Source organism: Mycolicibacterium arenosum, from assembly GCF_024320865.1.
GTDB lineage: Bacteria > Actinomycetota > Actinomycetes > Mycobacteriales > Mycobacteriaceae > Mycobacterium > Mycobacterium arenosum.
This window is the reverse complement of the sequence record NZ_JANDBD010000003.1, coordinates 425,382-449,295: the sequence shown is the minus strand read 5'-3', so window position 1 is coordinate 449,295 and position 23,914 is coordinate 425,382. Positions and strand designations below refer to the sequence as shown.

Genomic DNA, 23,914 nt, shown 5'->3' with positions numbered 1-23,914 from the left:
GTCACATCCTTTGCCCCACAATCCGTTCCGCGATCACCAACACGTCCTCGATGGTAGCGCTCGCTGCGCCGGGCACTTTCGCGGCGTCGTCGTAGCGGCGCAGTCGCAGTGCGTCCGGCCACCACGGATGGGCGATCCGCGCCGCGTCGACCCCGGCACCGCCCTGCGCGCGCAGTGACACGACCGACGTCGGCGACAGTGCCGCGGCGTACGCGGGGTCGGTGTCGGCGAGGTAGCGCTTGGCGGCGACGTGGGCACCCGCCAACCAGCCCACTCGAGGGCCGAACCGAGGGGTGAGCCAGTCCTGAGCGAACCGGTCGTGGGCGGGCGGCGAGTCGAACAGCGGGCTGTGTGCGAGGTCGTGCAGGGCCGACGCCAGCACGAGTTCGTCGTCCGCGGCGTCGTCGATCGCGCGCGCCGCGGCCTGCAGTGCGTGGTCGAGTTCGTCGACCGCTTCCTCATCCCATACGCCTCGCAGGGAACGGAGTAGCGCCTCTGTTGCGGCGAGCACGGTCATGCGCGAAACTTTACCGCAATTGGTCTATACCAATTGTTAACCCGCTGTTCCCGCAGGCAACACCACACGGTTGAGCCGCGGATGCAGTGACTCTGAAAGGTGCCTGACCATGCGTGTGACGATCATCGGCGGCGGGATTCTGGGAACCGCCCACGCGCTGGAGGCGATCCAGCGCGGCCACCACGTCACCCACCTCGAACGCGAAACCGAAGCCCGCGGCGCGACCGTCCGCAACTTCGGTCTGGTCTGGGTGTCCGGGCGCTCCGAGATCGAACTCGACGCCGCGCTGCGGTCCCGCGAACTCTGGGAGCGCTACGGCGAGCATATCCCCGGCATCGGCTTCCGGCCCGCCGGGTCACTGACGCTGCTTCGCACCCCGCGCGAGATCGCCGTCGCCGAGCAGGCGGTGGCCCGCACCGACGCCGCGGTTCGCGGGTTCGAACTGCTCGATCCCGACCGGGTCCGCGCACTCAACCCGGCGCTGCGCGGCAAGTTCCTCGCCGGTCTGCACTGCTCGCGCGACGCCGCCGTCGAGTCGCGGCAGGCGCTGCCGGCGATCCGCGCCCACCTCGACGCCAGCGGGCGCTACGACTTCCGGCCCGGCACTGAGGCGCGGGCGATCGACGGGCGGGTGGTCCGCGACGACCGCGGCGCTCGGCACGAGAGCGACCTGGTGCTGGTGTGCCCCGGCGCGGCGCACGGCGGCCTCACCCGCGAGATCGCAGGTGAGCTCCCGGTCCGCCGCGTCCGGCTGCAGATGATGCAGACCGAACCGCTCGACGAACCGCTCACCACGGCGATCGCCGACGGCGACAGCTTCCGCTACTACCCCGGCTTCGCAGGCTCGGCATTGGATGCCCTGCGGGACAACGAACCTCAGGATCCGGTGGCCCACGACCAGCGCATGCAGCTGCTGTGCGTACAGCGCCTGCACGGCGGACTGACCATCGGCGACACCCACGAGTACGACGAGCCTTTCGCGTTCGACGTGTCCGAGGGCCCGTACGCCTATCTCGTCGCGCTCGTCGAGGAGTTCCTCGGCCGTCCGCTCCCGCGCGTTCGGCAGCGGTGGGCGGGCGTCTACAGCCAGTGCGTCGATCCGCAGCAGCTGGTGTGCCGCACCGAGGCCGCCGACGGGGTCTGGGTGATCACCGGGCCCGGCGGCCGCGGCATGACCCTTGGCCCGGCCATCGCCGAGCAGACCGCCGAGCTGATCCAGCTCTGAGAGGAATGACATTGTCCAGCAGCAGTATTCAACTCGCCGTCATCGACATGGCGGGCACGACCGTCGCCGACGACGGACTGGTCGTCGCATCGTTCGAGGCCGCCGCGACGGCCGCGGGCCTTCCGGAGACCGGGCCGCAGCGCGAGCAGGCCCGCCAGTACGTGCTCGACACCATGGGTCAGTCGAAGATCGTCGTCTTCCGCGCCCTCTTCGGTTCCGAGGACGTCGCGCAACGGGCCAACGTCGCGTTCGAGGCGGCCTACGAGGCCGAGATCGACAACGGCCGCGCCACGCCGATCGACGGTGCCGCTGAGGCGATCTCGCGGCTGCGGGAGGCTGGTATGAAGGTCGCGCTGACCACCGGGTTCAGCGGCGGCACGCAGGAGAAACTGCTTGCAGCGCTGGGTTGGCAGACGATCGCCGACCTGGTGCTCGCACCGGGTGACGGGGTGCGCGGCCGCCCTTACCCCGACCTGATCCTCACCGCGCTGATCCGGCTTCAAGCCGACTCCGTGGCGAACGTCGCCGCCCTCGGTGACACGAGCAACGACGTCGACAGCGCGCTGCGAGCCGGCTGCGCGATCGCCGCGGGCACGCTCACCGGCGCGCACGACGAGGACCAGCTACGCGCCGCGGGCGCCACCCACGTCGTCGGCTCCGTCGCCGACTTCGCCGACCTCCTGCTCTCCACCTAACCCGAAAGGCACACCCATGACACTGCGCACGTTCCTGGCTGCGCTCACGGTCGCCGCCACCGCGATCACGATGACCGCCTGCGGCGGCACCGGATCGTCCGGCTCCGGCGGCGGCGAGACGTTGACCGTCTACAGCGCCGACGGCCTGGCCACCTGGTACGAGGGCCAGTTCACGAAGTTCACCGAGGAGACGGGCGTCAATGTCAACCTCGTCGAGGCGGGGTCGGGCGAGGTGGTGTCGCGGGTCGAGAAGGAGCAGTCCAACCCGCAGGCCGACCTGTTGATCACGCTGCCGCCGTTCATCCAGAAGGCCGAGCAGTCCGGGCTGCTTCAGCCCAGTGGCGTTGACGCCGAGGGTATTCCGGACGACCAGGTCGGCCCGGACGCCAGCTACCTGCCGATCGTCAACAACGCGCTGAGCTTCATCGCGAACCCCGGTGCCAACCCGCAGCCCGCCACGTGGGACGACCTGCTCCGGCCGGAGTTCAAGGGCAAGCTGCAGTACTCGACACCCGGCCAGGCAGGCGACGGCACCGCCGTGCTGATCCTGCTGCAGCACCTCATGGGCAAGCCCGGCGCGCTGGACTACCTCACCCGGCTGCAGGCCAACAACGTCGGCCCGTCGTCGTCGACGGGCAAGCTGCAGCCCAAGGTCAGCAACGGCGAACTGCTGGTGGCCAACGGTGACGTCCAGATGAACCTCGGTTCCATCAGGGACGACGGCTCGAAGTTCAACATCTTCATCCCCGCGTCGGCCGACGGGAAGAAGGTCACCGTGTCGCTGCCCTATGTGGCGGGTGTGACCAAGGGTGCGCCGCATGCGGATTCGGCCAAGAAGCTGCTGGCGTTCCTGGTCTCCGAGGACGTCCAGAAGACCGTCGGGCCCGATGCGCTCGGCATCCCGGTGCTGGACTCGCTCGCCACGGTGACCGGTGAGGCCGCGGGCCCGAGCACGCCTGAGGGTGTGTTGAAGGACGCCGAGGTGTGGGTGCCGGATTGGAACACCGTGCTCGCCGAGCTCGACGCCGACGTGGCCGCCTACGAGAAGGCCACGGGCAGCTGACATGACCGAGGCTCGACTGGGCCGAACGAAGGCCGCAGCGCAGATACTCGACGAGTCCACCGAGAGCGGGCCGCCCGCAATCACGTTCGACCGGGTCGGCGTCTCCTACGGGCGCGGGAGGAAGACGACGGCGGCACTGGTCGACTTCACCCTCCGGGTCGCCGGCGGTGAGACGGTGGCGCTCCTCGGGCCGAGCGGGTCGGGCAAGTCGACCGCGCTCAACGCGCTCGCGGGTTTCGTGCGGCCCACGTCGGGCTCGGTCCGGTTGGGGGGACGCGATGTCACCAACCTGCCGCCCGCCAAGCGCGGGATCGGGGTGGTCCTGCAGTCCTATGCACTGTTTCCGCACATGCGGGTGTCCGACAACGTGGCGTTCGGCCTCAAGTCGCGGCGGGTGCCGCGCGCGGAGTTGACCGCGCGGGTCACCGAGGCACTCGACATGGTGGGTATGTCGGCGTACGGAAAGCGGCTTCCCCGTGAGCTTTCCGGTGGTCAGCAGCAGCGGGTCGCGATCGCGCGGGCACTGGCGATCCGGCCGGGTGTGCTGCTGCTGGACGAACCGCTCGCGGCGCTGGACGCGCAGTTGCGGCAGTCGATGCTCGCCGAGCTGCAGCGGCTCAAGGAGGCGCTGCCGGACACCGCCATGCTGTACGTGACGCACGATCAGGCCGAAGCGCTGGCGCTGGCCGATCGCATCGTCGTCATGAACAACGCGCGGCTGATGGACGTCGACACCGCCGAGAACCTCTGGAAGCGGCCCCCGACGAGCTTCACCGCCGCATTCCTCGGCGGTGCCAACCTCATCCCGTGCAGTGTCGGCCGCGTGATCGGCACGTCGGCGCTGGTGTCCTTCGCAGGAAAGACGGTGAGCGCCGAGGCGCCCCAGCCCGCGGTGGGAAAGGCGGCGTGGGCGCCGAAATCGGAAGCGCTGCTGTGTGTCCGGCCGCACGCGCTGAGGATCGGCGCGCTCAAGGAGCGCGGCGCGGTGCGGGCCACGGTCAACGCGGCCGTCTGGCGCGGCGCCACCACGCGGCTGGTGCTGGCCGTGACCGACCTGCCCGATCAACTCCTCGAGGTCGACGTGCCAGGGCACGTTCGGTACGACATCGGCAGCGACGTCGGCGTCCACTTTCCCGACCCCGCAGGTGTTCTGGTGCAGGCCGCCCCGTGACGGCGACGCTGGATCGGCCCGGCACCGCGCCGCCCGACACCGCCGGGGCGCCTAGATCGGTCGCGGTGTGGTGGGTGCTGCCGCCGCTTCTGATAGTGGCGTTCGTCGTCGTGTACCCGCTGGTGCGGGTTGCGCTCGAGTCGCTGGCGCCGACGGATTCCGGTGGTGGCGCGCAGACCTGGACCGGGGTGCTGACGTCCGGGGTGTTCCTCGACGCGCTGTGGCGCACGGTCGCGATCGCCGTCACCTCCACCGTCGGCTGCCTGATCCTCGGTACGTTCCTGGCGATCGTTCTCGCCTTCGTGCCGTTCCCCGGATCGCAGCTGGTGGGCAGGCTCATCGACACCGTGCTGGCGTTGCCGTCGTTCCTCATCACGCTGGCGTTCACGTTCCTCTACGGCACGGCGGGCGCGGTGAACGCCCTGCTCGCCGGCATCACCGGAGCGGACTCGCCGATGCTGAACTTCCTGTACACGCCGGCGGGTGTCATCGCCGCTGAGATCACGTTCTTCACGCCGTTCGTCATCCGGCCGCTGCTCGCGTCGTTCTCGATGCTGCCGCGGGCTCAACTCGACGTCGCCGCCAGCCTGGGCGCGTCACCGTGGCGGGTGCTGCGCACCGTCATCGTGCCCGAGGCGTGGCCCGCGCTGATGGCGGGTGGCAGCCTCGTTCTCCTGTTGACGCTCAACGAGTTCGGCATCGTGCTGTTCACCGGTGCGAAAGGGGTGATCACGCTGCCGGTGCTGATCTACACCAGGGGCATCGTGACGTTCGACCTGCCGGGTGCGGCCGTCATCGCGACCGTGCAGATCGCGTTGTCGCTGTCGCTGTACGTCGCCTACCGGGTGATCTTCGCCCGCGTCATGACCGCGCGCGGAAAGGGGGATTCCGATGTTGTTGTGGACCCCGCGAAGTAGAGCCGTCCTGATCGGCATCTTCGCCCTGGTCGTCGGGGTGGTGTTCGTGCTGCCGCTGGTGACCGTGGTGCTCGCCGGACTGGCGGGTGCGTGGAACGGCCCGCTGCCGTCGGATCTCGGGTTCACCCGGTTCGACCGCGCTCTGTCCGGGGAGAACGTGGCCAGCCTGTCGGTGAGCCTGCAGACCGCGTTCGTGGCGGGCGGTATCGCGCTGGTGCTCGGCACCTGGGCGGCGCTGGCGGCGCGTGAAGCGCCGATGTGGTTGCAGCGCATCACCGATGCGGTGTTCCACCTGCCGATCGCGGTGCCGTCGGTCGCGATCGGTCTCGGCCTGCTGATCGCGTTCAACGAGCGCCCGCTGCTGCTCGGTGGCACGCGGTGGATCGTCATCCTCGCGCACGCGGTGCTGGTGCTCGCGTTCGCGTTCAGCGCCGTGTCGGCGGCGCTCGATCGACTCGACCCCGCCTACCGACAGGCCGCGGAGTCGCTCGGCGCAGGCCCCGCCCGGGTGCTGGCCCGCGTCACGCTGCCGTTGCTGCTGCCCTCGCTCGGGGCGGCGGCGGGCCTCGCCGTCGCGCTGTCGATGGGCGAGCTGGGCGCCACCGTCATGGTCTATCCGGCGACGTGGAAGACGTTGCCCGTCACCATCTTCGCGCTGACCGACCGCGGTCAGGCGTTCCAGGCCGCGGCCTGCACGACCCTTCTGCTGCTCGTCACGCTGCTCGCGCTGGTGCTGCTGGGCCGGATCCGCGGCCGCGCCGCTCTCCGCTGACCCATCCCTTTCGCGCGAACGTTGGTTACCGCTACGCGAAACCGCGCTTTGGCGTAGCGGTAACCAACGTTCGGCGGGGAATCAGGGCGCGGGCGGCGGCGGTGGTGGTGGGGGTGGGGGAGCGAATCCCGGCAGCGTGATCGGCGGCAGGCCGGGCACCAGGATGACGCCGGGTGGGGGCGTCTCCTCGGGCAGCGGTTCACCGGGCGCGGGGCCGGGCGGCGGACCCAGTTCGGGCGGTGTCGGGGACGTCGGGGTGCTCGGCGTGGTCGCGGCGGGCGACGCGGGAGCGGGCGACTCGGCCGGCGGCGGGGGAGCCGGAGTCGCGCTGGTGACCACGGGGGCCGCCGTCGTGGTGGTGGTCGTCGCCGCGGGAGGGGGCGGTGCCTGTTCGGTGGTCTCCGGCGGCGGTGGTGGCGGCGGCGCCTGGTCACCGGGCGCCGGGTTGCGCACACTGCCCACCAGCGGGTTGAGCCCCTGCTCGCCGGGCGAGACGAGTCCGCACGACACCTGGCGGCTGCCCGCGTTCCAGCTGGCGGGCGCCAACGTGCTGTAGTTCAGCGCCAGCCCGGTGGCCTGCAGCGGGACCGGCGCGAGGTAACCCTCGGTGAGGCGGGTGCACAGATCGCGGATGTAGGCGTCCTGCTCGGGCTCGGGCGGCGGTCCGCCGGGGAAGCGTTCGGCCAGGCCGACGGAGCCGGTGACCTCCACGGCGTGCTCCTTCGCGCAGTCGACCGGGATGTCGGTCGAGCGGCGCGCGGCGGTGTCGATGCCCAGGCACGTGCCCGGGATCCACACCTTGGACTGGTCGAGTTCGGCGACCGCGCCCTTGAAGGCCGTGGGTTTGCCGTCGATGCCCAGAAGCTGCAAGCCGCACAACAGGTTTCGAGACCCCTGCGCGTCGCCCGCCCACAGCACGCCGATGGTGAACCGGCTGTTGGGGTCGTACCTCGGCCCGAGGTAGGAGCGCACCGCCGCCTGGCACGGCTCGCCGAAACTCGACATGTCGACGGACTTGGCGACCTCGAACATGTGGTCCTCGCGGCACTGCACGAACGACGGCCGATCGGGCGCGTCCGGCGGCCAGCCCAGGCAGGCCCCGGCCTGCGCGTTGCCGAAGACGACGGCGGCGCGGCTGCCGGTGTTCGGTTCGTCGCGCAGATCGGGCGTGACCGTCAGCACCTGGATGACACCGGCGATCAGCAGGAAGACCAGTGCCAGGCCGAGGGTGGCGCGGCGGTTGGAGCGCGCCGAGCGCACCGGCTCCTCGGCCACCGGCCGCGCGATGGGCCCGGACGGATCGCGCCGCTGGATGGCGGCAAGCGCCGACTCGAGGTCACCCGTGTCCTCGGTCGATGCGGTCGAAGACGATGAGTCCGTCACCGTCAACGACGCCCCCAGCGTTTGCTAGCCACGACCATCAACCCTGGCACAGCTGCCCGGATCCTGCTACGCGGGGCATCAGACGGCTCCCCGAATGTGGCCGTCCCGTTACTTGAGCAGGGGATCTCTGGGCAGGCCGAGGATGCGCTCGGCGATCGTGTTCCTGGTGATCTCGGAGGTGCCGCCGGCGATGGTCATCGCGCGGTTTCCGAGATACGCCTGTTCGACCTGCGCGGCCCCGCCCACCACGGCGGCGGTGCCCGCCAACTCCATACCCAGCTCGGTGAGCCGCTGGCACTGCTCGGCCACCAGCAGTTTCGTCACGTTGCCCTCGGGCCCCGGCTCGGCGCCCTCCAGCGCGCGGGTCACCCGCCGCAGGTTCAGAAGCCGCAGCGTGTGGCCCTCCGCGATCACCTCGCCGGCCTGCCGGACGTGGGCCGCCGCCGTCTCGACGGGCGCGTTGTCGAGGAGTTTGATCAGGTCGTCGGCGGTGAACCCGGTCGGCGCTCCCGAGCCGCCGCCGATCGAGATCCGCTCGTTCCCCAGTGTGGCCCGTGCGACCAGCCAGCCCTTGTTGACGTCTCCGACGACGTCACCGTCCGGGACGAACACGTCGTCGAAGAACACCTCGTTGAAGTGGGCGTGGCCGGTGATGCCGCGCAGTCCGTTGATCGTGACGCCGGGTGCCTTCATGTCGATGGCGACCATCGTCACGCCCGCGTGCTTCGGCGCATCGGGGTCGGTACGCACCGTGGCGAGACCCCACTGGCATTCGTGGGCCAGGCTGGTCCAGACCTTCTGGCCCGTGATGCGCCACCCGCCGTCGACCTTCTTGGCCGACGTGCGCACCGCGGCCGCGTCCGACCCCGCACCCGGCTCGGAGAACAGCTGGCACCACATGACCTGGCCGCGCAGTACCGGCTCGACCCACCGCTCGCGCTGGTCGTCGTTACCCGCCTGCGCGATGGTCAGCGTGACCCAGCCCGTGATGCCCATGTCCGGCCGCTTGATGTCGGCGAACTCCTCCTCGATCACCAGCTGTTCGAGGACACCCGCCGCGCGTCCCCAGGGCTTCGGCCAGTGCGGCACCAGATATCCGGAGTCGACGAGGTAGTCCCGCCGCTTCTGCTCGTCGAGGCCGCGCGCCGTCGTCGCCGCCTCGCGGGCGGCTGCACGGAACTCCTCGGCCTCGTCGGGCAGGGCGAACGACGCCCCCTGGGCCCGGCCACTGCGCTGGCCTTCGACGACGTCGAACAGCGGGTCTGCCCCGTCGCCGATGAGGGCGGCCAGGGTGCGCGCCCGTCGCAGATAGAGGTGCGCGTCGTGTTCCCACGTGTAGCCGATCCCGCCGTGCAACTGAATGTTGTACTGCGCGTTGAAGATCTGGGTGCGGATTGCGTGCGACGCGGCGACGGCCGCGGCGAACCAGGCGCCGTCGAGGTCGTCCGCTCGCGCGGCGTCCCAGGTGGCCGCGGTGGTCTGCTCGGCGTTCACCAGCATGTTGGCGGCGTGGTGCTTGACGGCCTGGAACGTCCCGATGGTGCGGCCGAACTGCTCGCGCACCTTGGCGTACTCGACCGACATCTCCAGGGTCGCCCAGCTGATCCCGACGGCCTCGGCCGACGCCAGCGTGCGGAACACCGTGCGCGCCCGCGTCGCGGCGCCCGGCAGCGTGGTGACCCGCGCCCCGTTCAGCGTGACCGAGCCGATGCTGCGGGTGGTGTCCGTCGAGGTCAGTGGGGTGACGGTGACTCCGTCGGCAGTCGCGTCGACGACCACGACGTCGTCGCCCCCGAGCAGAACCAGCACATCGGCGTCGGGGGCGCCCAGCACGGCGGGCCATTCGCCGGTCCCGTCGGCCAGCGTTCCGGCCAAGCCGAGCCCGGCGACGGTCGAGCCGTCGGCGAGGCCCGGAAGAAGTTGGGCGCGTACGGAATCCGGTGCACAGCGATCGATCACCACCGCGGCGGCGACGGTGGGGAGGAAGGGGCCGGGACTCAGCTGACGCCCCTGGGCCTCGAGCACGATCGCCAGTTCGGCGAGCCCGAACCCCGATCCGCCGTGCTCCTCACCGATGGCGAGGCCCTGCCAGCCGAGCTGCGCGGCACCTGTCCAGAGATCGCTCGGGTGGGAGGAACCGGCGTCGAGGGTGGCCCGTGCCGAACCGAGGGCGTTCAACCGGGTCAGCAGACCCGTCGCGGATTCGGCGAGGGCGCGGTGTTCGTCGGTGATGGCGAGGGCGGCGGTGACCATAAATCCACATAACCACGCCGAACCCCAGGTCAGTACCTGTGATACGAGTCACAGTCCTGTCGAGGCGGTGACGATTGGTAGACAAGTTCGCTGAAGTGTCGATTACCCGTGGGTAACCGCGGTACAGTCGCGCGATGACGGCACGACCGGACACCCGGTACCCCGGTCCGACGCTGACCACCCGCATCAAGTGGCTGATGGACGCGAGCCCCTCCGATTATCTGCTCGCGATGAGTGTCGGCGCCACGTCGCTGCCCGTGATCGGTAAGCACCTCGAACCTCTCGGCGGCATGACCGCGATGAGCATCTGGGGAATCCGGCACATGCCGGATTTCGTTGGGGCCGCGGCGAAGTCGTTTCTCACGCCGGGTAACGGCGAGCAGAAGCAGCGGGACCGAGATCAGACCAACGAGGTCGTCGAGTCAGCGCTGCGCGGCGTCGTCGCTCCCGAGGCGCTCGACATCGACTGGCCCGCGCCGGATTCCACGCCACCGGTCTGGAAGGCGTTCGAGCACCGCCGCAGGATCTACCGCACCTCGGTGCGGTACGGCGACAGCCCGGCGCAGTTGCTGGACGTGTGGCGGCCGAAGGAACTGCCCGCCCAACCGGCGCCGGTGATGATCTTCCTCCCCGGCGGCGCGTGGGTGCACGGCAGCAGGATCCTGCAGGGCTACGCGTTGATGTCGCACCTCGCGGAGATGGGCTGGGTGTGCCTGTCCATCGACTACCGCGTCGCGCCGAATCACGCCTGGCCGAAACACATCACCGACGTGAAGACGGCGGTCGCGTGGGCGCGGGCGAACGTCGACAAGTTCGGCGGCGACCGCAACTTCGTCGCCGTCGCGGGCACGTCGGCGGGCGGCCATCTCGCGGCGCTGGTGGGGCTGACGGCCGATGACCCCGACCTGCAGGGTGACCTCCCGGAGGGTTCCGACACGTCGGTCGACGCGGTCGTCGGCATCTACGGCCGCTACGACTGGGAGGACCGCTCGACGGTCGAGCGCGCCCGCTTCGTGGACTTCCTCGAGCGCGTCGTGGTCAAGCGCAAGATCGCCAAGCACCCGGAGATCTTCCGCAAGGCCTCACCGATCGCACGGGTGCGCCCGGATGCGCCGCCGTTCCTCGTCGTGCACGGTTCCGGCGACACCGTCATCCCGGTGCAGCAGGCCCGCGACTTCGTCGAGAAGCTGCGCAGCGTCTCGAGTTCATCGGTCAGCTACGCCGAACTGCCGGGTGCCGGCCACGGTTTCGACATGACCGACGGTGCCCGCACGGGATCCACCGCGACCGCAATCGGCTTGTTCCTCAACCAGGTTCACCGAAACCGGACGCTGGTCGGGGATCAGCAGGTTATATAGCCCCGTGAAGAGGCTCAGCGGTTGGGACGCCGTCCTGCTGTACAGCGAGACGCCCTCAGTGCACATGCACACGCTGAAGCTCGCGGTGATCGACATCTCCGAACTGAAGGGGCGTCAGTTCGGGATCGACGAGTTCAGGCGGGTCATCCACGGCAGGCTCTACAAGCTCGACCCGTTCCGCTACGAGTTGGTCGACATCCCCTTCAAGTTCCACCACCCGATGTGGCGCGAGAACACCGAGGTCGACCTGGACTACCACGTCCGGTCCTACCGGGTGAAGAGCCCCGGCGGTCGGCGCGAACTCGACGACGCGGTCGGCGAGATCGCCAGTACACCGCTCGACCGATCGAAGCCGCTCTGGGAGATGTACTTCATCGAGGGTCTGGCCGGCGGCCGGATCGCGGTGCTCGGCAAGATCCACCACGCGCTGGCCGACGGGGTGGCGTCGGCGAACCTGCTGGCGCGCGGAATGGACCTCACCGCCGATCCGCAGAGCGACCGCGACTCGTACGCAACGGATCCCGCGCCCGGTCGAGCCGAGTTGGTACGCACCGCGTTCGCCGACCACATGCGGCAGATCCGGCGCATCCCCGGTGTGGTGGCGTATACGGCGAAGGGACTCAACAACGTCCGCAAGAGCACCAGGAAGCTCTCGCCGGAGTTGACCCGACCGTTCACCCCGCCACCGTCGTTCATGAACCACCGGGTCGACGCGCAGCGGCGCTTCGCGACGGCGACGCTGGCCCTGGCCGACGTGAAGGAGACCGGTAAGACGCTCGGCGCCACGATCAACGACATGGTGCTGGCGATATCGGCGGGTGCGCTGCGGCAGCTGTCGCTGAAGTACGACGGGCACGCCGACCATCCGCTGTTGGCCTCGGTGCCAGTCAGTTTCGACTTCTCCCGCGATCGAATCTCGGGTAACTACTTCACCGGCGTCATGATGGTGGTGCCCATCGAGATCGAGGATCCGCTCGAGCGGGTCCAGGCCGTGCACGACGGAGCCGTCGAGGCCAAGGAGACCCACCACCTGATGGGACCGGAGTTGGTCAGCCGGTGGTCGGCCTACTTCCCGCCCGCGCCGGCCGAGAAGCTGTTCGGCTGGCTCGCCGAGAAGGACGGTCAGAACAAGGTGCTGAACCTGCCGATCTCCAACGTGCCGGGTCCGCGCGAGCACGGCCGAGTGGGCGGCGCACTGGTCACCGAGATCTACTCGGTGGGACCGCTGACCACGGGCAGCGGCCTGAACATCACCGTGTGGAGCTACGTCGACCAGCTCAACATCTCGGTGCTGTCAGACGGTGCGACGCTCGCCGACCCGCATGAGCTCACCGACGCGTTGATCGAGGCGTTCATCGAAATCCGCAGAGCAGCAGGGCTTTCCGAGGAGCTGACCGTGGTCGAGTCCGCGATGGCCCAGTAGTCAGCCCGTCTTCGCCCGCACCCAGTTCAGGAAGTTCTCGACCGCGTCGGCGGTGTAGTGCCCGTGCGGCGAGCCGAAGAAGTCGAATGCGTGCTGCGCGTGCGGGATCTCGGAGTAGATCACCGGATTGGCCGACACCTCCTTGAGGGCCGCGGCGAAATCGCGGCCCTCCTGCACCGGGATGATCGAGTCGTCCTCGCCGTGCAGGATGAAGAACGGTGGAGCGTCGGCGCGCACCCTGGTGATCGGGGACGCGTCGAGGTAGATCTGGCGGTTGTCGGCGAAGCGCTTCTTGACGATGAAGCGCTGCAGGATCGAGATGAACTCGGGCCGACCCGAGCCCTCGTCGGTGTACCAGTCGTAGCGCCCGTAGATCGGCACCGCCGCGGCCACCGAGGTGTCGGCGTCCTCGAAACCCGGTTGCCACACGGGCTCGTTCGGCGTCAGCGCCGCCAGCGCGCAGAGGTGTCCGCCCGCCGACCCGCCGGTGACCGAGATGTTCTCGGGATCGCCGCCGTAGTCGGCGATGTTCTCCTTGATCCACGCCAGCGCGCGCTTCACGTCGACGATGTGGGCGGGCCACGTGTTGCGCGGGCTGATTCGGTAGGCCATCGAGACGCAGATCCAGCCGCGCTCGGCGAGATGGCTCATCAGCGGATAGGCCTGCGGCCGCCGCATGCCGATGGCCCACGCACCGCCGGGGATCTGCAGCAGCACCGGAGCCTTGCCGTCCAGCGGCAGGTCGGTGCGGTGCCAGATGTCGGCGACGTTGACGCTGTGCGGGCCGTAGCGGACGGTGTCCGACTTCTTGACGTACTGCCGCCGCGACCACCCCGTGCGGAACACTCCGCCCGGTCGCCGTTTGCGTTCCCGTTCGGCGACCACCTCGTAGTTGTCGCCCAACTCCTTGCGCAGCGGCTCCTCGAAGGATGGCCGGGACTTCGCGTTGCGCCCGTAGACGTAACCGAGCAGCGCCCAGCTGGCGGCAGTGAGAAGCAACGCGATCCGGCCGCGAGGCCCCGCGAAGTCGCCGCGCCTGCCGCGGCGCAGCGCGTCGAGCATCGAGGCTCCGACCACCACCGGGGCGGCCTCGCCGGTGGGCCAGCCGAGGAAGAACACCGGGATCGTGGAGTAACCGTCGCGGGCCAGCGGGTGGGCCGCGTTCGCGGCGTTGGCCAGTTCGGCCGTCGCCCGCAGCAGCGGAAAGCGCCGACGGGACTTAAGACTCATCAACGAGTTCTTGAAGCTCACGACGAAGGATCTTGCCAGTGCTGCCCCGCGGCAAACTCGTCAGCACTGTGATGCTGCGCGGAACCTTGTAGTTGGCGAGATTCCCCCGCACGTGCGCCTTCAGGTCGTCGGGCGTCGCCGCGGAACCCGATGTCAGCACGACGAATGCCGCCAGTCGCTGTCCGTACTGCTCGTCCTCGACTCCCATCGCGTGGGCTTCGGCGACGGCGGGATGCGCGGCCAGCGTCTTCTCCACCTCGATCGGGTAGACGTTCTCGCCGCCGGAGACGATCATCTCGTCGTCGCGGCCGACGACGAACAGCCGCCCGGCCGCGTCGAGGTAGCCGAGGTCGCCGCTCGACATGTAGTCGTCGTGAAAGTCCTTGGTGGCGCCCGAGGTGTAGCCGTCGAACTGCGTGCTGTTGCGTACGAAGATCGTGCCGGTCTCGCCGGTCGGCAGTTCGCGGCGGTCGGCGTCGAGGATCTTGATGTCGGTGCCGTCGGCGGGCCTGCCCGCGGTATCCGGCGCGGCGCGCAGGTCGGCGGGCGTGGCGGTGGCGATCATGCCGGCTTCGGTGGCGTTGTAGTTGTTGTAGATGACGTCGCCGAAGCGGTCCATGAAGGCGGTCACGACGTCGGGGCGCATCCGCGAGCCGGAGGCGGCGGCGAAGCGAAGGGTCTTGGCGCTGTAGCGGTCGAGGATCTCGGGCGGCAGGTCCATGATCCGGTCGAACATGACGGGGACGACGCACAGGCCGGTGGCCCGGTGCGTGTCGATCAGCGCGAGCGTGGCTTCGGGGTCGAACCTGCGGCGCGTGACGATCGTGCACGCCATCGAGGCGGCGAAGGCCAATTGCGAGAATCCCCACGCGTGGAACATGGGGGCGACGACGACCGTCACCTCCTCGGTATGCCACGGCGTGCGGTCGAGGATCGCCTTCAACGTCTCGGGACCGCCGCCGGAGTGCTTGGCGCCCTTGGGTGTTCCGGTCGTACCGGACGTCAGCAGGATGGTGCGCGACTTGGTGTTCGAGCGCTGCGGCTGCGCGCCGTCGTGCGAGCGGATGAGCTTCTCGACGGTACGGCCGGGCTGATCTGAGTCGGTCCACGCGACGATCCGCACGGTATCGGGCGTCTCGGCGAGCGCCCGGTTGACGGTCTCGGTGAACTCCTCGTCGTAGATCACCACGTCGGCACCCTCGCGTGCCACGACGTCGGCCAGCGCGGGACCCGCGAACGACGTGTTGAGGAGCAGAACGTCGGCGCCGATGCGGTTGGCGGCGATCAACGACTCGACGAAACCGCGGTGGTTGCGGGCCATGATCCCGATCGTGCGGGTCTCGACGGGCAGCGACTGCAGTGCGGCCGCGAGCGCATCGGCGCGTTCGTCGATCTCACGCCAGGTGAGCGAGCCGAGCTCGTCGATCAGCCCGATGCGGTCCGGGCACCGCTGCGCCGCCGCTGCGAAACCCGATGTGATGCCCATGTTCTCGCGCGCCATGGCGGCGCCGATGCGGACGTACCGGTCGGGGCGCAGCGGTGCGATGACGCCCGCGCGCACCATCGTGGAAACCAGGCCGAAGCCGCCGCCCCAGCCCACGATCAGCGCTGTCTCTTCTTCGCGCAAGCGCTCATCAGCGCTGTCTCTTCTTCGCGCAAGCGCTCATCAGTGCTGTCTCTTCTTCGCGCAAGCGCTCATCAGTGCTGTCTCTTCTTCGCGCAAGCGCTCATCAGCCGATCACCGGCAGCTTGCGTTCCTTCGCCAGCTCATCGAGCGCGACCTGCATGACGTGCCGGACGTGCGCGTCGACCTCGTCGACATCGGGGTCCTCGCCGAACTCCGCGACGATGTCGATGGGCTCGAGCACCCTGGTGACGATCTTCGTCGGCAGCGGCACGTTGACGGGCAGCACCGCGGACAGGCCGAACGGGAACCCGAACGAGATCGGCAGGATCTTGGCCCGCAGCAGCTTGTCGAGGCGCAGGAGCTTGGCGACCTCGGTGCCTCGGCTCAGGTAGAACTGCGATTCCTGGCCGCCGATCGACACCGACGGCACGATGGGCACGCCCGCGTTGAGCGCGGCGCGCACGTACCCGGTGCGTCCTCCGAAGTCGATCGTGTTCTGCGACAGCGTCGGTCGGTACACGTCGTAGTCACCGCCGGGGAACACGACGACGACGCCACCCGAGCGCAGCGCCTCGTCGGCGTTCTCGTGGTTGGCGCCGATGAAGCCCGTCTTCCGGAAGAAGTCGCCGGTGGGTCCGGTGAAGATGATGTCGTGCGACAGCGTGTAGACCGGCCTGCCGTAGCCGAACTTCTCGTAGAAGCCCGTCGCGAACACCGGCACGTCCATCGCGAAGAGGCCGCCGGAGTGGTTGCCCACGACGAGCGCCCCGCCGGCCGGGAAGCCGTCGAGACCGCGCACCTCGGCGCGGTGATAACCCTTGATGATCGGGCGCAGCAGGCCCATCACCTTCTCGGTCAGGGCCGGATCCCACTTGGTGATCTCGGACGTGGTGATGTCGTTCGCGCTCACGGGACCCCTCGGTGAAATTGGAACGTGTTCTAGTTTGAGGGTACCGCCAGGTCCGCCGTCTGGGAAATCTAGCCGGTCAGCGACTGTATTTCGGCGGTGACGTTGGCACGGGCGCGGTCCTTCCACAGCTCGCGGCCGCGCGCGGTGTGGAACATCGCCCCGTCCGACAGCGCCGTGAGCAACCGCGCGCGGTCGAACGCCGGGCCGTCGTCGGCGAGGGTGGCCGCAGCGGCGAGCACGTCGTACAGGTGCGCGACGTTGTGGTGCCTGCGGTGGGGTTCGGACCAGCGCGTCAGCAGCTCGGTCCGCAGTTCGTCGGACAGCGTCACGGCTACTCCGGGCAGACCTCGCGCACCCACGGATCGATGTGGTCGGTGACCAGGTCGAAGTCGGGGCCGTCGAACTTCACGCCGCCGGCCTCGACGATGTGGTCGACCGCGTCCTGGACGTCCGCAGGCGGGCTGTACTCACCGAACACGCCCGCGGCCGCTCGGGCCTGCTCTCCGCTCGTCGCCGTGGCGAGGTCGAGGTTCGCGTCGGTCAGGTTGGCGCACGCGGCGGAATCCAGCGTGGCGGCACCCGCAGCCTCGGTGGACGTCGGCGCATCGGCATCGCTACCGCAAGCTGTGAGCACCAGCGCGAGTGCCGCGGCGAGTGTGACGATCCGGCCGTACGAGATGTTCCGCTGTTCTCCCTATTCGACGACGCCTCAGTGCCGCCGAAACGTAGCAGGGCGCACCCCCGCGCTCCCAATTCAGAGGGAGGCGATGAACTCCGTGGTGTAGAACTCCTCGGGAGTCTGTGAGTACGCGGAGGGCCGTTCGACGATCACCCAGGCGCCGGTCTTGCCCGATTCGACGGGTCCCTGCAGCGTCACCGAACCGGCCCCGACGCCGTCGGTCTGGATGCTGCCGGTGAGGACGCCGGCCTGGCCGGGGGCGCAGCCCAGCGACGGCCGCGGGGCCTGGATGACGCGGACGTCGTAGCGGGTGTTGGGCACGGCGGTCGCGATGTCGACCTTCGCGACCATCGAACCGTCGCCCGCCGGACCCACGTAGGCGATGGGGCGGGCGTCGCCGACGGCGTCGACCCACTTCAGCTGCGAGAAGTCGCAGGCGCGCCACTTGCTGGACATGGGCATCGGCGAGGCGGCGGAGGCGGTCGCCGTTCCGAACGCTGTGCCGGCAACCGTCAACGCCGCCGCGACGGCGGCAACTTTCGAGAACGTCAATTTGGGCATGAGTCCCATAGTGCTCTTTCTTGAACACCTGTGCAGTAGCGGGGGTCACAAATTCGTTGTGACTTTCGGCCCCGATCCCGCCTGACGCCGCAGGATGGGGTTCATGAGCGACGTTGCCGAATCCGTTGACCCGGCCGCCTACTTCGCCCGCATCGGCTACAGCGGCCCGACCGATGCGACGGAAACCGTTCTGCGCGACCTGGTTGCCGCGCACGGCCGCACCATCCCGTTCGAGAACCTAGATCCACTAATGGGTGTTCCGGTGGATTTGCTGGGCCCTACTGTCCTCGCCGAGAAGCTCATCGAACGGCGGCGCGGGGGGTACTGCTACGAACACAACGGACTCGTCGGGTTCGTGCTCGAAGCGCTGGGTTACGGCGTCGAGCGTCTCGCCGGCCGGGTGGTGTGGATGCGCGACGAGGACGCCGCGTTGCCCGCGATGACCCACAACGTGCTCGCCGTGACAGTGCCCGGCGAGGCCGAGCGCTTCCTGGTCGACGTGGGGTTCGGCGGCCAGACGCTGTCGTCGCCGATCCGACTGGTGTCCGGTCGCGTGCAGCGGACCCGCCACGAGCCCTACCGGATCGTCGACGCCGGCGCGCACCTCGTGCTGGAGGCGCTGGTGCGCGACACGTGGCTCCCGCTGTACCTGTTCACCACCGACCCGCGTCCGCGCATCGACCTGGAGGTCGGCAGCTGGTACGTGTCGACGCACCCGGCGTCGACGTTCGTCGTCGGTCTCAGCGCGGCCCTGGTCACCGACGAGGCGCGGTACAACCTGCGTGGCCGCAATCTGGCGATCCACCACCCCGACGGCAGCGAGCGGATTCGGTTCGACACGGCGGGCGAGGTGCTCGACGCTCTCGGGGAGCGCTTCAACATCGACGTCGACGACCTCGGTGAGCGCGCTGTCGTGGAAGCCAGGGTGACGCAGGTGCTCGACAACTAGACCCGGCCGACGACCAGCTCCCACGGATCGTCGGAGGTGAGCGCCGCACGCCCGAGCGCCCTGGCGTGCTGACCGGGCGTGCCGAACTCGTCGGCCCAGCTGCGCGCTCGCATGGTCGCCCACCACAGGTCGTGCTCGATCGTCACGCCGATGGCGCCGTGCAGCTGATGGGCGATGGTGCTGACGGGGTCGACGGCACGGCCGACGGCCACCTTCGCGAGCGTCACCGCGTACTCGGCTTGCGGGCTGTCGAAGCCGTAGTCGCACACCGCGGCCGTCGCCAGCGCCGCGGCGGCCCGCGCCCGCTCGAGCTCACCCGCCATCGTCGCCAGCGAGTGAGCCACTGCCTGAAAAGCGTTGAGCGGCTTACCGAACTGGACCCGGTCGCGGGTGTGCGCGACGGTGAGATCCGTGGCCTTCTCGAGAGCGCCGACGATCTGCACGCAGCGTGCCCAGGCCCCGCGGAGAGTCAGTTCGCGGAACACGTCGAGGGGGAGTTCCACGGTGTCCGACAGGTCGACGACGATCGTCCCGCGCGGCTCTCCCGCCAGGTTGTGTCCGTCGACGACGTCGGGGCGGTCGAGCCAGCCGACGCGCAGCGCATCCGCGGTTCGGGCGGCGAGGAGAACCCGGCCGTCGTGCGGCCACGGCACGTCGTACGCCGTCGCTCCGTCGTCGGCGATCGCGATCGTGAGCGGTCCGGCCGCCGGCACCTCGAGACCGGCCTTCGCCGCCAACCACGCTGCCAGCACGTCGGTTTCGGCTGCGGGCACCGCGGCACTCCAGCGCGCCAGCCCACCCAGCACGACGGCCGCCTCAGCGAGTCCGGCGTCCTGCGCCGAGGTGAGGCGACTCAACCCGGTGTCCTCCAGCGCGCGCCACAGCACGTCGTCGAAGGCGTTGGGCAGGGTGCGCGGGCCGGTTTCCGCTGCGCGCCTGCCGATGTCGTCGACGAGGAGGCGCAGTTCGTCATCGGGAGTCTCGGTTCCACCACGCGCCAGGTCCTTCGCGACGACACCGCGCAGCACCTCGTTGGTTCCGCCGCGGAGGGTGAACAGCGGCGAGTGCACCCTCGCGGCGGTGAGCATCGCCCGCAGGTGGCCGTCGTCCTTCGCGTACTCGAGCAGCTCGGCGGCGATCTCGACCGAGTCCTGTTCGAACCGGGTGCCGAGATCCTTGACCAGAGCCGCCCGTGACGCGGCGTCGTGCCCGGCGGTGAGCGCGCGGGCCACTGAGATCGACAGCTGTCGCAGCGACGCCATCCGTGCGATCAGGTCGCCGACGGCGGTGGGGTCGGCATCCGGGTCGAGTGCGTCGATGATCGCGAAAAGCAGTGTGGCGGTGGACAGGATGCGTTCCGGGCCGCTGCGCTCGAAACCGAGCTCGGCGGTCACCTGATGCCACCCGTCGCCGATCTCGCCGAGCTCGTCGGCCTCGGTGAGCACGACGTCGTCGAACTGCACCTCGTTGAAGTGGTGCTCGCCGTTCATCAGCACGATCGGGCTGATGGTCACGCCCGCGCGGTCGGTCGGGACGATGAACTGGCTGAACCCCGCGTGCCGGTGCTGGGGGTCGAGCGGGCTGGTGCGCGCGAGGACGACGACCTGGTGTGCGAGGTGGGCCCCGCTGGTCCACACCTTGGTGCCGTTGAGCAGCCAGCCGGAGTCGGTTCGCGTGGCGCGGGTCTGCACGGCGGCGAGGTCGGAGCCCGCGCCGTGCTCGCTCATCCCGATCGCGGAGTACAGCCTGCCCTGCGCGATGAGGGGGAGCAGTCGGCTGCGCTGTTCCTCGGTGCCGTAGGCGAGCAGCGCCGGTGCCACCTGCCGGTCGGCGATCCAGTGCGCGCCGACCGGTGCGCCGTGCGCCAGCAGTTCCTCGGTGACGACGTAGCGGTGCAGGTAGCCCAGTCCCCGCCCGCCGTACTCGGCGGGGATGGTCAGCCCCACGTAGCCGGCGTCGGCCAGCCGGGTGCTGAACTCGGTGTCCCATCGGGAGAGCCAGCAGTCGACGGCGGGCTGCCAGCCGTGGCGTTCGCGGTCGTCGGCGAGGAAGCGCCGCACCGCCGAACGCAGTTCGGCCAGATCGGCGTCGTCGGCGCGGAGGGAGTCGTATTCGGTCACTGGAAAGTCGAGTCTAGTGCGGCGCGCTGGAGAGCAGGAAAAGTCATGTCCGCGCTGAGCTCACCGTTGCGATACTCGGTGACTGTGAGCGATGGACCGGCGAGGCGCGACCGCCTGAGGGAACTGCTCGATGCAGTGGTCGACTCCGGTAACGCCGACGTCGCGGACATGGCGCGCAGCAGCTTCGCCTCGGAGTTCCACTTCTCCCGACAGGTCAGCAGGCTCACCGGCGAGCCGCCCGCCGCACTGCGCAGGCGGGTGATGCTCGAACGGGCCGCGTGGCGGCTGCAGCGCGGCGAGGGGGTCGCGACGGTCGCGGCTGACGAGGGCTGGTCGTCGCCGGAGGTGTTCTCGCGTGCGTTCCGGCGGTCGTACGGGGTGCCCCCGTCGCAGGCCGCCGACGTCGACTTCTGGCTGGCCGCCCCCAACGGGTTGCACTTTCATCCGCCCGAGTCCCTGTGGCTGCAGGACACCGGGGGCGCTGAGCCGCCCGACGTCTCGCAGCTCATGGTGGCGCACGACGTCGCCGACACCGAGTACCTGATCGGCCGGGCGGCGGAGCTCACCGAAGAGCAGTGGGCCGAACCGCTTTCGCCCGGCCAGGTCGTCCTCGACTGGGACGGCGAGGAGCCCAGCATCGCGGCGGTGCTCGGCGCGATCGTCTGGACGAAACGGGTGTGGCTGGCCAGCATCGTCGGTGCCGACCAGCCGGAGCGCGGGTCGGTGGGCACGGCGGCGGAGCTGGCCGAGGAGCACCGTGCGGTGTCCGCTCGATGGACGACGATGATCGCCGACTGCGCGGCGCAGGGCCGGCTGGGCGACACCGTCATCGACGCGCTGTGCGATCCGCCCGAGTCGTTCCAGCTGTACGGCATCATCGCCCACGTTCTCACCTACTCGGCGCACCGCAGGGGTCTGGCGCGCGCGATGTTCACCCGCCACGGCCTCGTCGTCGGCCGTGGCGACCCACTGGAATGGATGAGAGGCGATAGCTCGTGAGCTGCATCTACTACACCGCGTCGAGCCTGGACGGATACGTGGTCGACGAAGCCGACAGCCTGGACTGGCTGATGTCGCGCGACGTCGACGCCGACGGTGCGTTCGGATACGAGGCGTTCGCGAAATCCGTTGGGGCGCTTGTCATGGGCTCGGCGACCTACGAGTGGATCGTCAAGAACGAACCGGGTGACTGGATGTACGAGCAGCCGAGTTGGGTGCTGACGTCGCGTCCGGGCATCGTCGTCGACGGTCACCCGGTGCGGACCGTCTCCGGTGACGTCGCCGAGATCTACCCCTCGGTGGTCGAGTCCGCCGGTGACAGGGACGTGTGGCTGGTCGGCGGGGGCGTCGTCGCGGCGCAGTTCGCGGCGGCCGGCCTGATCGACGAGATGGTGGTGACGTACGCGCCGTGCACGCTCGGCAGAGGCGCACCGGTGCTGCCGGTCCGATCCGAATGGGCGCTGCACGAGGTCGCGCGCAACGCCGACTTCGTCTGTGCGCGGTGGGCCAGAGCCGCTTAAGCCGTCTTGACGAGCTGGAACGGCCGGTTCAGTGCCTGCTCCGCCGATCGGCCGCAGCCGTCCCCGGTGGTGGTCGCGACGGCGTCCCCGGCAAGTGATTCGGCGTTGAAGGTGTAGGTCATGACCACCGGTACGTCGCCGCCACCGACCGGACACGGAATCCGGTGCGGGCCGCTGTAACTCCACGTGCCGTCGACGAGCTGGAAACGCCAATCGGACACGAAGCTCGAACCGGGCGAACTCGCCAGGGTGCAGTCGACGCCGCAGGGTGTGAACTGCCAGGCGATGGACTGTCCGTCGGCGTAGCGGATGTCGTAGGTCCCCGACGGCACCTCCGGCTCCGCCGACGCGACCGCGGGCGTCAGACCTCCGACGACGGCGAGCGCCCCGGCGAGCAGTACGGCCCGGAACGCCATCAGGCGGTCCTGGTCAGCTGGAAGGGTCGCACCATCGTCTTGCCAAGGGGCGCACCGCAGTTGTCAGTCGCCAGCGTGGCCTGCGCCTGGCCGGTGAGGGTCGCCGCGTCGAACCCGTAGACCACGGCGATCGGGGCGGTGTCACCGGCGGGACAGTTCAGCACGTTCGGCCCGCTGTAGTTCCAGCGACCGTCGGCCAGCTGGAAACGCCAGTCCGTGACGAACGGGTCGCCCGGCGCACTCGCGGCCGTGCAGTCGGGTCCACAGGGGACGAAGACCCAGTTGCCGGTCTCGCCGTCGGCGTACCGGATCGAATAGGGACCGTCGGGAACGGAAGGCTCGGCGGCGGCCGTTGGCGCACCGACGACGCTCACGGCGCACAGTGCACCGACGACCAGGCTGCGAGCGAACACGTCAGCGAGCTTACGACGGCTTGTGCGGCATCCCGTAGCGCTTGATGAACTCCCTCGATTTGACCAGGAACTCGATCTGATCGGCGACATCGTGCAGGGGTGCGACACTGCCGCCCGCCCGGCACAGCACCACGGCGCCCTCCAGTGAGGCGATGCAGGTGACGGCCAGCGACCGCGCCTCCGACTCGTCGAATCCGTCGGCGACGAACGCTCGGCCGAGCGCAGCGCGCCAGTGCCCGAAGATCTCGCCGGCCGTTGTTCGCAGCGCGGGATCGTCATCGGGCGACGACCCGATGGCGGCCGCGACGACCGGGCAGCCCGCCGCGAAATCGCTGTCGGCGAGCGTGCGCTCCCAGAAGGCGACGAACTCGCTCACCAGCGCGGCGCCGCCGCGGTGGACCGCAGCGTCGATGAGCGAGGTGATCGAGTCGCCCGCGAATTGCAGCGCCTCGGTGATCAATTGGGCTCTGCCGTCGGGGAAGTGGTAGTACACCGAGCCGCGCGGTGCGCCGCTGCGGGCGAGCACCTCGTCGATGGTGACCCCGGCGGCACCGCGTTCGCGCAGCACCTCGGCGGCGGTCACCAGCATCCTGCGCCTGGTGGAGCCCTTCGCGGATGCGGTCGCCGCCGCCATCAGGCGGCAGCCCGCGGCAACGCGCGAATCAACTGCGTCAGCCGAGTCTGGACGGAGCGCCGCGTAGCGGGGAAGGCG

The 23,914-nt window shown here is 69.7% G+C and carries 23 protein-coding genes and 2 pseudogenes; 11 read left to right on the top strand and 14 right to left on the bottom strand.

Going from position 1 to position 23,914, the window contains the following annotated elements; genetic code table 11:
- Window position 1: 1 nt before the first annotated feature.
- Window positions 2-517 carry an HD domain-containing protein gene (locus NM203_RS09205; protein WP_255059539.1) on the bottom strand — a complete coding sequence of 172 codons (516 nt, stop codon included), beginning with the start codon at window positions 515-517 and terminating at the stop codon, window positions 2-4.
- 109 nt (window positions 518-626) lie between these two features.
- Between NM203_RS09205 and NM203_RS09200 the strand changes: the two genes are divergently transcribed.
- The 6 genes from NM203_RS09200 to NM203_RS09175 are packed head-to-tail and all read left to right on the top strand — an operon-like array spanning window position 627 to window position 6,360.
- Window positions 627-1,742, top strand: a complete 1,116-nt coding sequence (locus NM203_RS09200; protein WP_255059538.1) for a TIGR03364 family FAD-dependent oxidoreductase — start codon at window positions 627-629, stop codon at window positions 1,740-1,742.
- Between the two features lie 5 nt (window positions 1,743-1,747).
- Window positions 1,748-2,437: a phosphonatase-like hydrolase gene (locus tag NM203_RS09195; protein ID WP_255059537.1), complete on the top strand. Its 690-nt coding sequence runs from the start codon at window positions 1,748-1,750 to the stop codon at window positions 2,435-2,437.
- Between the two features lie 16 nt (window positions 2,438-2,453).
- A complete protein-coding gene (locus tag NM203_RS09190) occupies window positions 2,454-3,500 on the top strand; it encodes a 2-aminoethylphosphonate ABC transporter substrate-binding protein (protein ID WP_255059536.1) in 1,047 nt (348 codons plus the stop codon).
- A 1-nt stretch (window position 3,501) separates the two neighbouring features.
- On the top strand, window positions 3,502-4,671 hold the full coding sequence (locus NM203_RS09185) for an ABC transporter ATP-binding protein (protein ID WP_255059535.1): 1,170 nt from the start codon (window positions 3,502-3,504) through the stop codon (window positions 4,669-4,671).
- Window positions 4,668-5,588 carry a 2-aminoethylphosphonate ABC transporter permease subunit gene (locus tag NM203_RS09180; protein ID WP_408633322.1) on the top strand — a complete coding sequence of 307 codons (921 nt, stop codon included), beginning with the start codon at window positions 4,668-4,670 and terminating at the stop codon, window positions 5,586-5,588. Before NM203_RS09185 ends, NM203_RS09180 begins: the two co-directional genes overlap by 4 nt.
- Window positions 5,563-6,360: an ABC transporter permease gene (locus tag NM203_RS09175; protein WP_255059534.1), complete on the top strand. Its 798-nt coding sequence runs from the start codon at window positions 5,563-5,565 to the stop codon at window positions 6,358-6,360. The genes NM203_RS09180 and NM203_RS09175 overlap by 26 nt, the downstream gene beginning before the upstream one ends.
- Before the next feature lie 81 nt (window positions 6,361-6,441).
- Here NM203_RS09175 and NM203_RS09170 read toward each other — a convergent pair whose 3' ends face one another.
- Both NM203_RS09170 and NM203_RS09165 read right to left on the bottom strand, forming a co-directional pair.
- Entirely contained in the window at window positions 6,442-7,743 is a 1,302-nt protein-coding gene (locus NM203_RS09170) for a septum formation family protein (protein ID WP_255059533.1), read from the bottom strand.
- A gap of 108 nt (window positions 7,744-7,851) precedes the next feature.
- Complete coding sequence (locus NM203_RS09165) at window positions 7,852-9,996, bottom strand: acyl-CoA dehydrogenase family protein (RefSeq protein WP_255059532.1); 2,145 nt, start codon at window positions 9,994-9,996, stop codon at window positions 7,852-7,854.
- 134 nt (window positions 9,997-10,130) lie between these two features.
- Between NM203_RS09165 and NM203_RS09160 the strand changes: the two genes are divergently transcribed.
- A complete protein-coding gene (locus NM203_RS09160) occupies window positions 10,131-11,354 on the top strand; it encodes an alpha/beta hydrolase (RefSeq protein ID WP_255059531.1) in 1,224 nt (407 codons plus the stop codon).
- Between the two features lie 4 nt (window positions 11,355-11,358).
- Window positions 11,359-12,777: a WS/DGAT/MGAT family O-acyltransferase gene (locus tag NM203_RS09155; protein ID WP_255059530.1), complete on the top strand. Its 1,419-nt coding sequence runs from the start codon at window positions 11,359-11,361 to the stop codon at window positions 12,775-12,777.
- On the opposite strand, the gene NM203_RS09150 is transcribed toward NM203_RS09155, so the two are convergent.
- From NM203_RS09150 to NM203_RS09125, 6 genes are all read right to left on the bottom strand, one after another.
- Complete coding sequence (locus NM203_RS09150; RefSeq protein ID WP_255059736.1) at window positions 12,778-14,007, bottom strand: alpha/beta hydrolase; 1,230 nt, start codon at window positions 14,005-14,007, stop codon at window positions 12,778-12,780.
- Window positions 13,997-15,571 (bottom strand): acyl-CoA ligase FadD12, encoded by a 1,575-nt coding sequence (fadD12, locus tag NM203_RS09145; protein WP_255059735.1) that lies wholly within the window; start codon window positions 15,569-15,571, stop codon window positions 13,997-13,999. The genes NM203_RS09150 and fadD12 overlap by 11 nt, the downstream gene beginning before the upstream one ends.
- Window positions 15,572-15,737: 166 nt before the next feature.
- Entirely contained in the window at window positions 15,738-16,478 is a 741-nt protein-coding gene (locus NM203_RS09140; protein WP_303624401.1) for a 1-acyl-sn-glycerol-3-phosphate acyltransferase, read from the bottom strand.
- Between the two features lie 134 nt (window positions 16,479-16,612).
- A complete protein-coding gene (locus NM203_RS09135) occupies window positions 16,613-16,873 on the bottom strand; it encodes a hypothetical protein (protein WP_255059528.1) in 261 nt (86 codons plus the stop codon).
- Window positions 16,874-16,875: 2 nt separating this feature from the next.
- Entirely contained in the window at window positions 16,876-17,178 is a 303-nt protein-coding gene (locus NM203_RS09130; RefSeq protein WP_255059527.1) for a hypothetical protein, read from the bottom strand.
- Between the two features lie 120 nt (window positions 17,179-17,298).
- Window positions 17,299-17,784, bottom strand: coding sequence for a hypothetical protein (locus NM203_RS09125; protein ID WP_255059526.1), 486 nt, complete (start codon window positions 17,782-17,784; stop codon window positions 17,299-17,301).
- 94 nt (window positions 17,785-17,878) lie between these two features.
- Between NM203_RS09125 and NM203_RS09120 the strand changes: the two genes are divergently transcribed.
- Window positions 17,879-18,733, top strand: a complete 855-nt coding sequence (locus tag NM203_RS09120) for an arylamine N-acetyltransferase family protein (RefSeq protein ID WP_408633321.1) — start codon at window positions 17,879-17,881, stop codon at window positions 18,731-18,733.
- Here the strand turns inward: NM203_RS09120 and NM203_RS33310 are convergent.
- Both NM203_RS33310 and NM203_RS09110 read right to left on the bottom strand, forming a co-directional pair.
- A pseudogene (locus NM203_RS33310) lies at window positions 18,730-19,185 on the bottom strand (acyl-CoA dehydrogenase family protein); the annotation flags it as partial. The gene NM203_RS09120 and the pseudogene NM203_RS33310 sit on opposite strands and share 4 nt — an antisense overlap.
- A gap of 546 nt (window positions 19,186-19,731) precedes the next feature.
- Window positions 19,732-20,853, bottom strand: a pseudogene (locus tag NM203_RS09110) (acyl-CoA dehydrogenase family protein); the annotation flags it as partial.
- A gap of 45 nt (window positions 20,854-20,898) precedes the next feature.
- Between NM203_RS09110 and NM203_RS09105 the strand changes: the two are divergent.
- Together NM203_RS09105 and NM203_RS09100 are read left to right on the top strand one after the other, a co-directional pair.
- Complete coding sequence (locus NM203_RS09105) at window positions 20,899-21,852, top strand: helix-turn-helix domain-containing protein (protein WP_255059524.1); 954 nt, start codon at window positions 20,899-20,901, stop codon at window positions 21,850-21,852.
- On the top strand, window positions 21,849-22,373 hold the full coding sequence (locus NM203_RS09100) for a dihydrofolate reductase family protein (protein WP_255059523.1): 525 nt from the start codon (window positions 21,849-21,851) through the stop codon (window positions 22,371-22,373). The genes NM203_RS09105 and NM203_RS09100 overlap by 4 nt, the downstream gene beginning before the upstream one ends.
- Here NM203_RS09100 and NM203_RS09095 read toward each other — a convergent pair.
- The 3 genes from NM203_RS09095 to NM203_RS09085 are packed head-to-tail and all read right to left on the bottom strand — an operon-like array spanning window position 22,370 to window position 23,836.
- Window positions 22,370-22,789 carry a hypothetical protein gene (locus NM203_RS09095; protein WP_255059522.1) on the bottom strand — a complete coding sequence of 140 codons (420 nt, stop codon included), beginning with the start codon at window positions 22,787-22,789 and terminating at the stop codon, window positions 22,370-22,372. The two genes, NM203_RS09100 and NM203_RS09095, sit on opposite strands and share 4 nt — an antisense overlap.
- Window positions 22,789-23,202: a hypothetical protein gene (locus NM203_RS09090; RefSeq protein ID WP_255059521.1), complete on the bottom strand. Its 414-nt coding sequence runs from the start codon at window positions 23,200-23,202 to the stop codon at window positions 22,789-22,791. Before NM203_RS09090 ends, NM203_RS09095 begins: the two co-directional genes overlap by 1 nt.
- A 10-nt stretch (window positions 23,203-23,212) precedes the next feature.
- Window positions 23,213-23,836 (bottom strand): TetR/AcrR family transcriptional regulator, encoded by a 624-nt coding sequence (locus NM203_RS09085; protein ID WP_255059520.1) that lies wholly within the window; start codon window positions 23,834-23,836, stop codon window positions 23,213-23,215.
- Window positions 23,837-23,914 lie beyond the last annotated feature (78 nt).

Bases quoted from the DNA above. Each gene is read 5' to 3' on its own strand.
- NM203_RS09200 (WP_255059538.1), top strand. From the start codon at position 627: ATGCGTGTGACGATCATCGGCGGCGGGATTCTGGGAACCGCCCACGCG.
- NM203_RS09150 (WP_255059736.1), bottom strand. From the start codon at position 14,007: ATGAGTCTTAAGTCCCGTCGGCGCTTTCCGCTGCTGCGGGCGACGGCC.
- NM203_RS09165 (WP_255059532.1), bottom strand. From the start codon at position 9,996: ATGGTCACCGCCGCCCTCGCCATCACCGACGAACACCGCGCCCTCGCC.
- fadD12 (WP_255059735.1), bottom strand. From the start codon at position 15,571: ATGGTGCGCGCGGGCGTCATCGCACCGCTGCGCCCCGACCGGTACGTC.
- NM203_RS09095 (WP_255059522.1), bottom strand. From the start codon at position 22,789: ATGGCGTTCCGGGCCGTACTGCTCGCCGGGGCGCTCGCCGTCGTCGGA.
- NM203_RS09160 (WP_255059531.1), top strand. From the start codon at position 10,131: ATGACGGCACGACCGGACACCCGGTACCCCGGTCCGACGCTGACCACC.
- NM203_RS09140 (WP_303624401.1), bottom strand. From the start codon at position 16,478: ATGGGCCTGCTGCGCCCGATCATCAAGGGTTATCACCGCGCCGAGGTG.
- NM203_RS09185 (WP_255059535.1), top strand. From the start codon at position 3,502: ATGACCGAGGCTCGACTGGGCCGAACGAAGGCCGCAGCGCAGATACTC.
- NM203_RS09085 (WP_255059520.1), bottom strand. From the start codon at position 23,836: ATGGCGGCGGCGACCGCATCCGCGAAGGGCTCCACCAGGCGCAGGATG.
- NM203_RS09190 (WP_255059536.1), top strand. From the start codon at position 2,454: ATGACACTGCGCACGTTCCTGGCTGCGCTCACGGTCGCCGCCACCGCG.
- NM203_RS09125 (WP_255059526.1), bottom strand. From the start codon at position 17,784: ATGCCCAAATTGACGTTCTCGAAAGTTGCCGCCGTCGCGGCGGCGTTG.
- NM203_RS09195 (WP_255059537.1), top strand. From the start codon at position 1,748: ATGACATTGTCCAGCAGCAGTATTCAACTCGCCGTCATCGACATGGCG.
- NM203_RS09175 (WP_255059534.1), top strand. From the start codon at position 5,563: ATGTTGTTGTGGACCCCGCGAAGTAGAGCCGTCCTGATCGGCATCTTC.
- NM203_RS09120 (WP_408633321.1), top strand. From the start codon at position 17,879: ATGGGGTTCATGAGCGACGTTGCCGAATCCGTTGACCCGGCCGCCTAC.
- NM203_RS09105 (WP_255059524.1), top strand. From the start codon at position 20,899: ATGTCCGCGCTGAGCTCACCGTTGCGATACTCGGTGACTGTGAGCGAT.
- NM203_RS09205 (WP_255059539.1), bottom strand. From the start codon at position 517: ATGACCGTGCTCGCCGCAACAGAGGCGCTACTCCGTTCCCTGCGAGGC.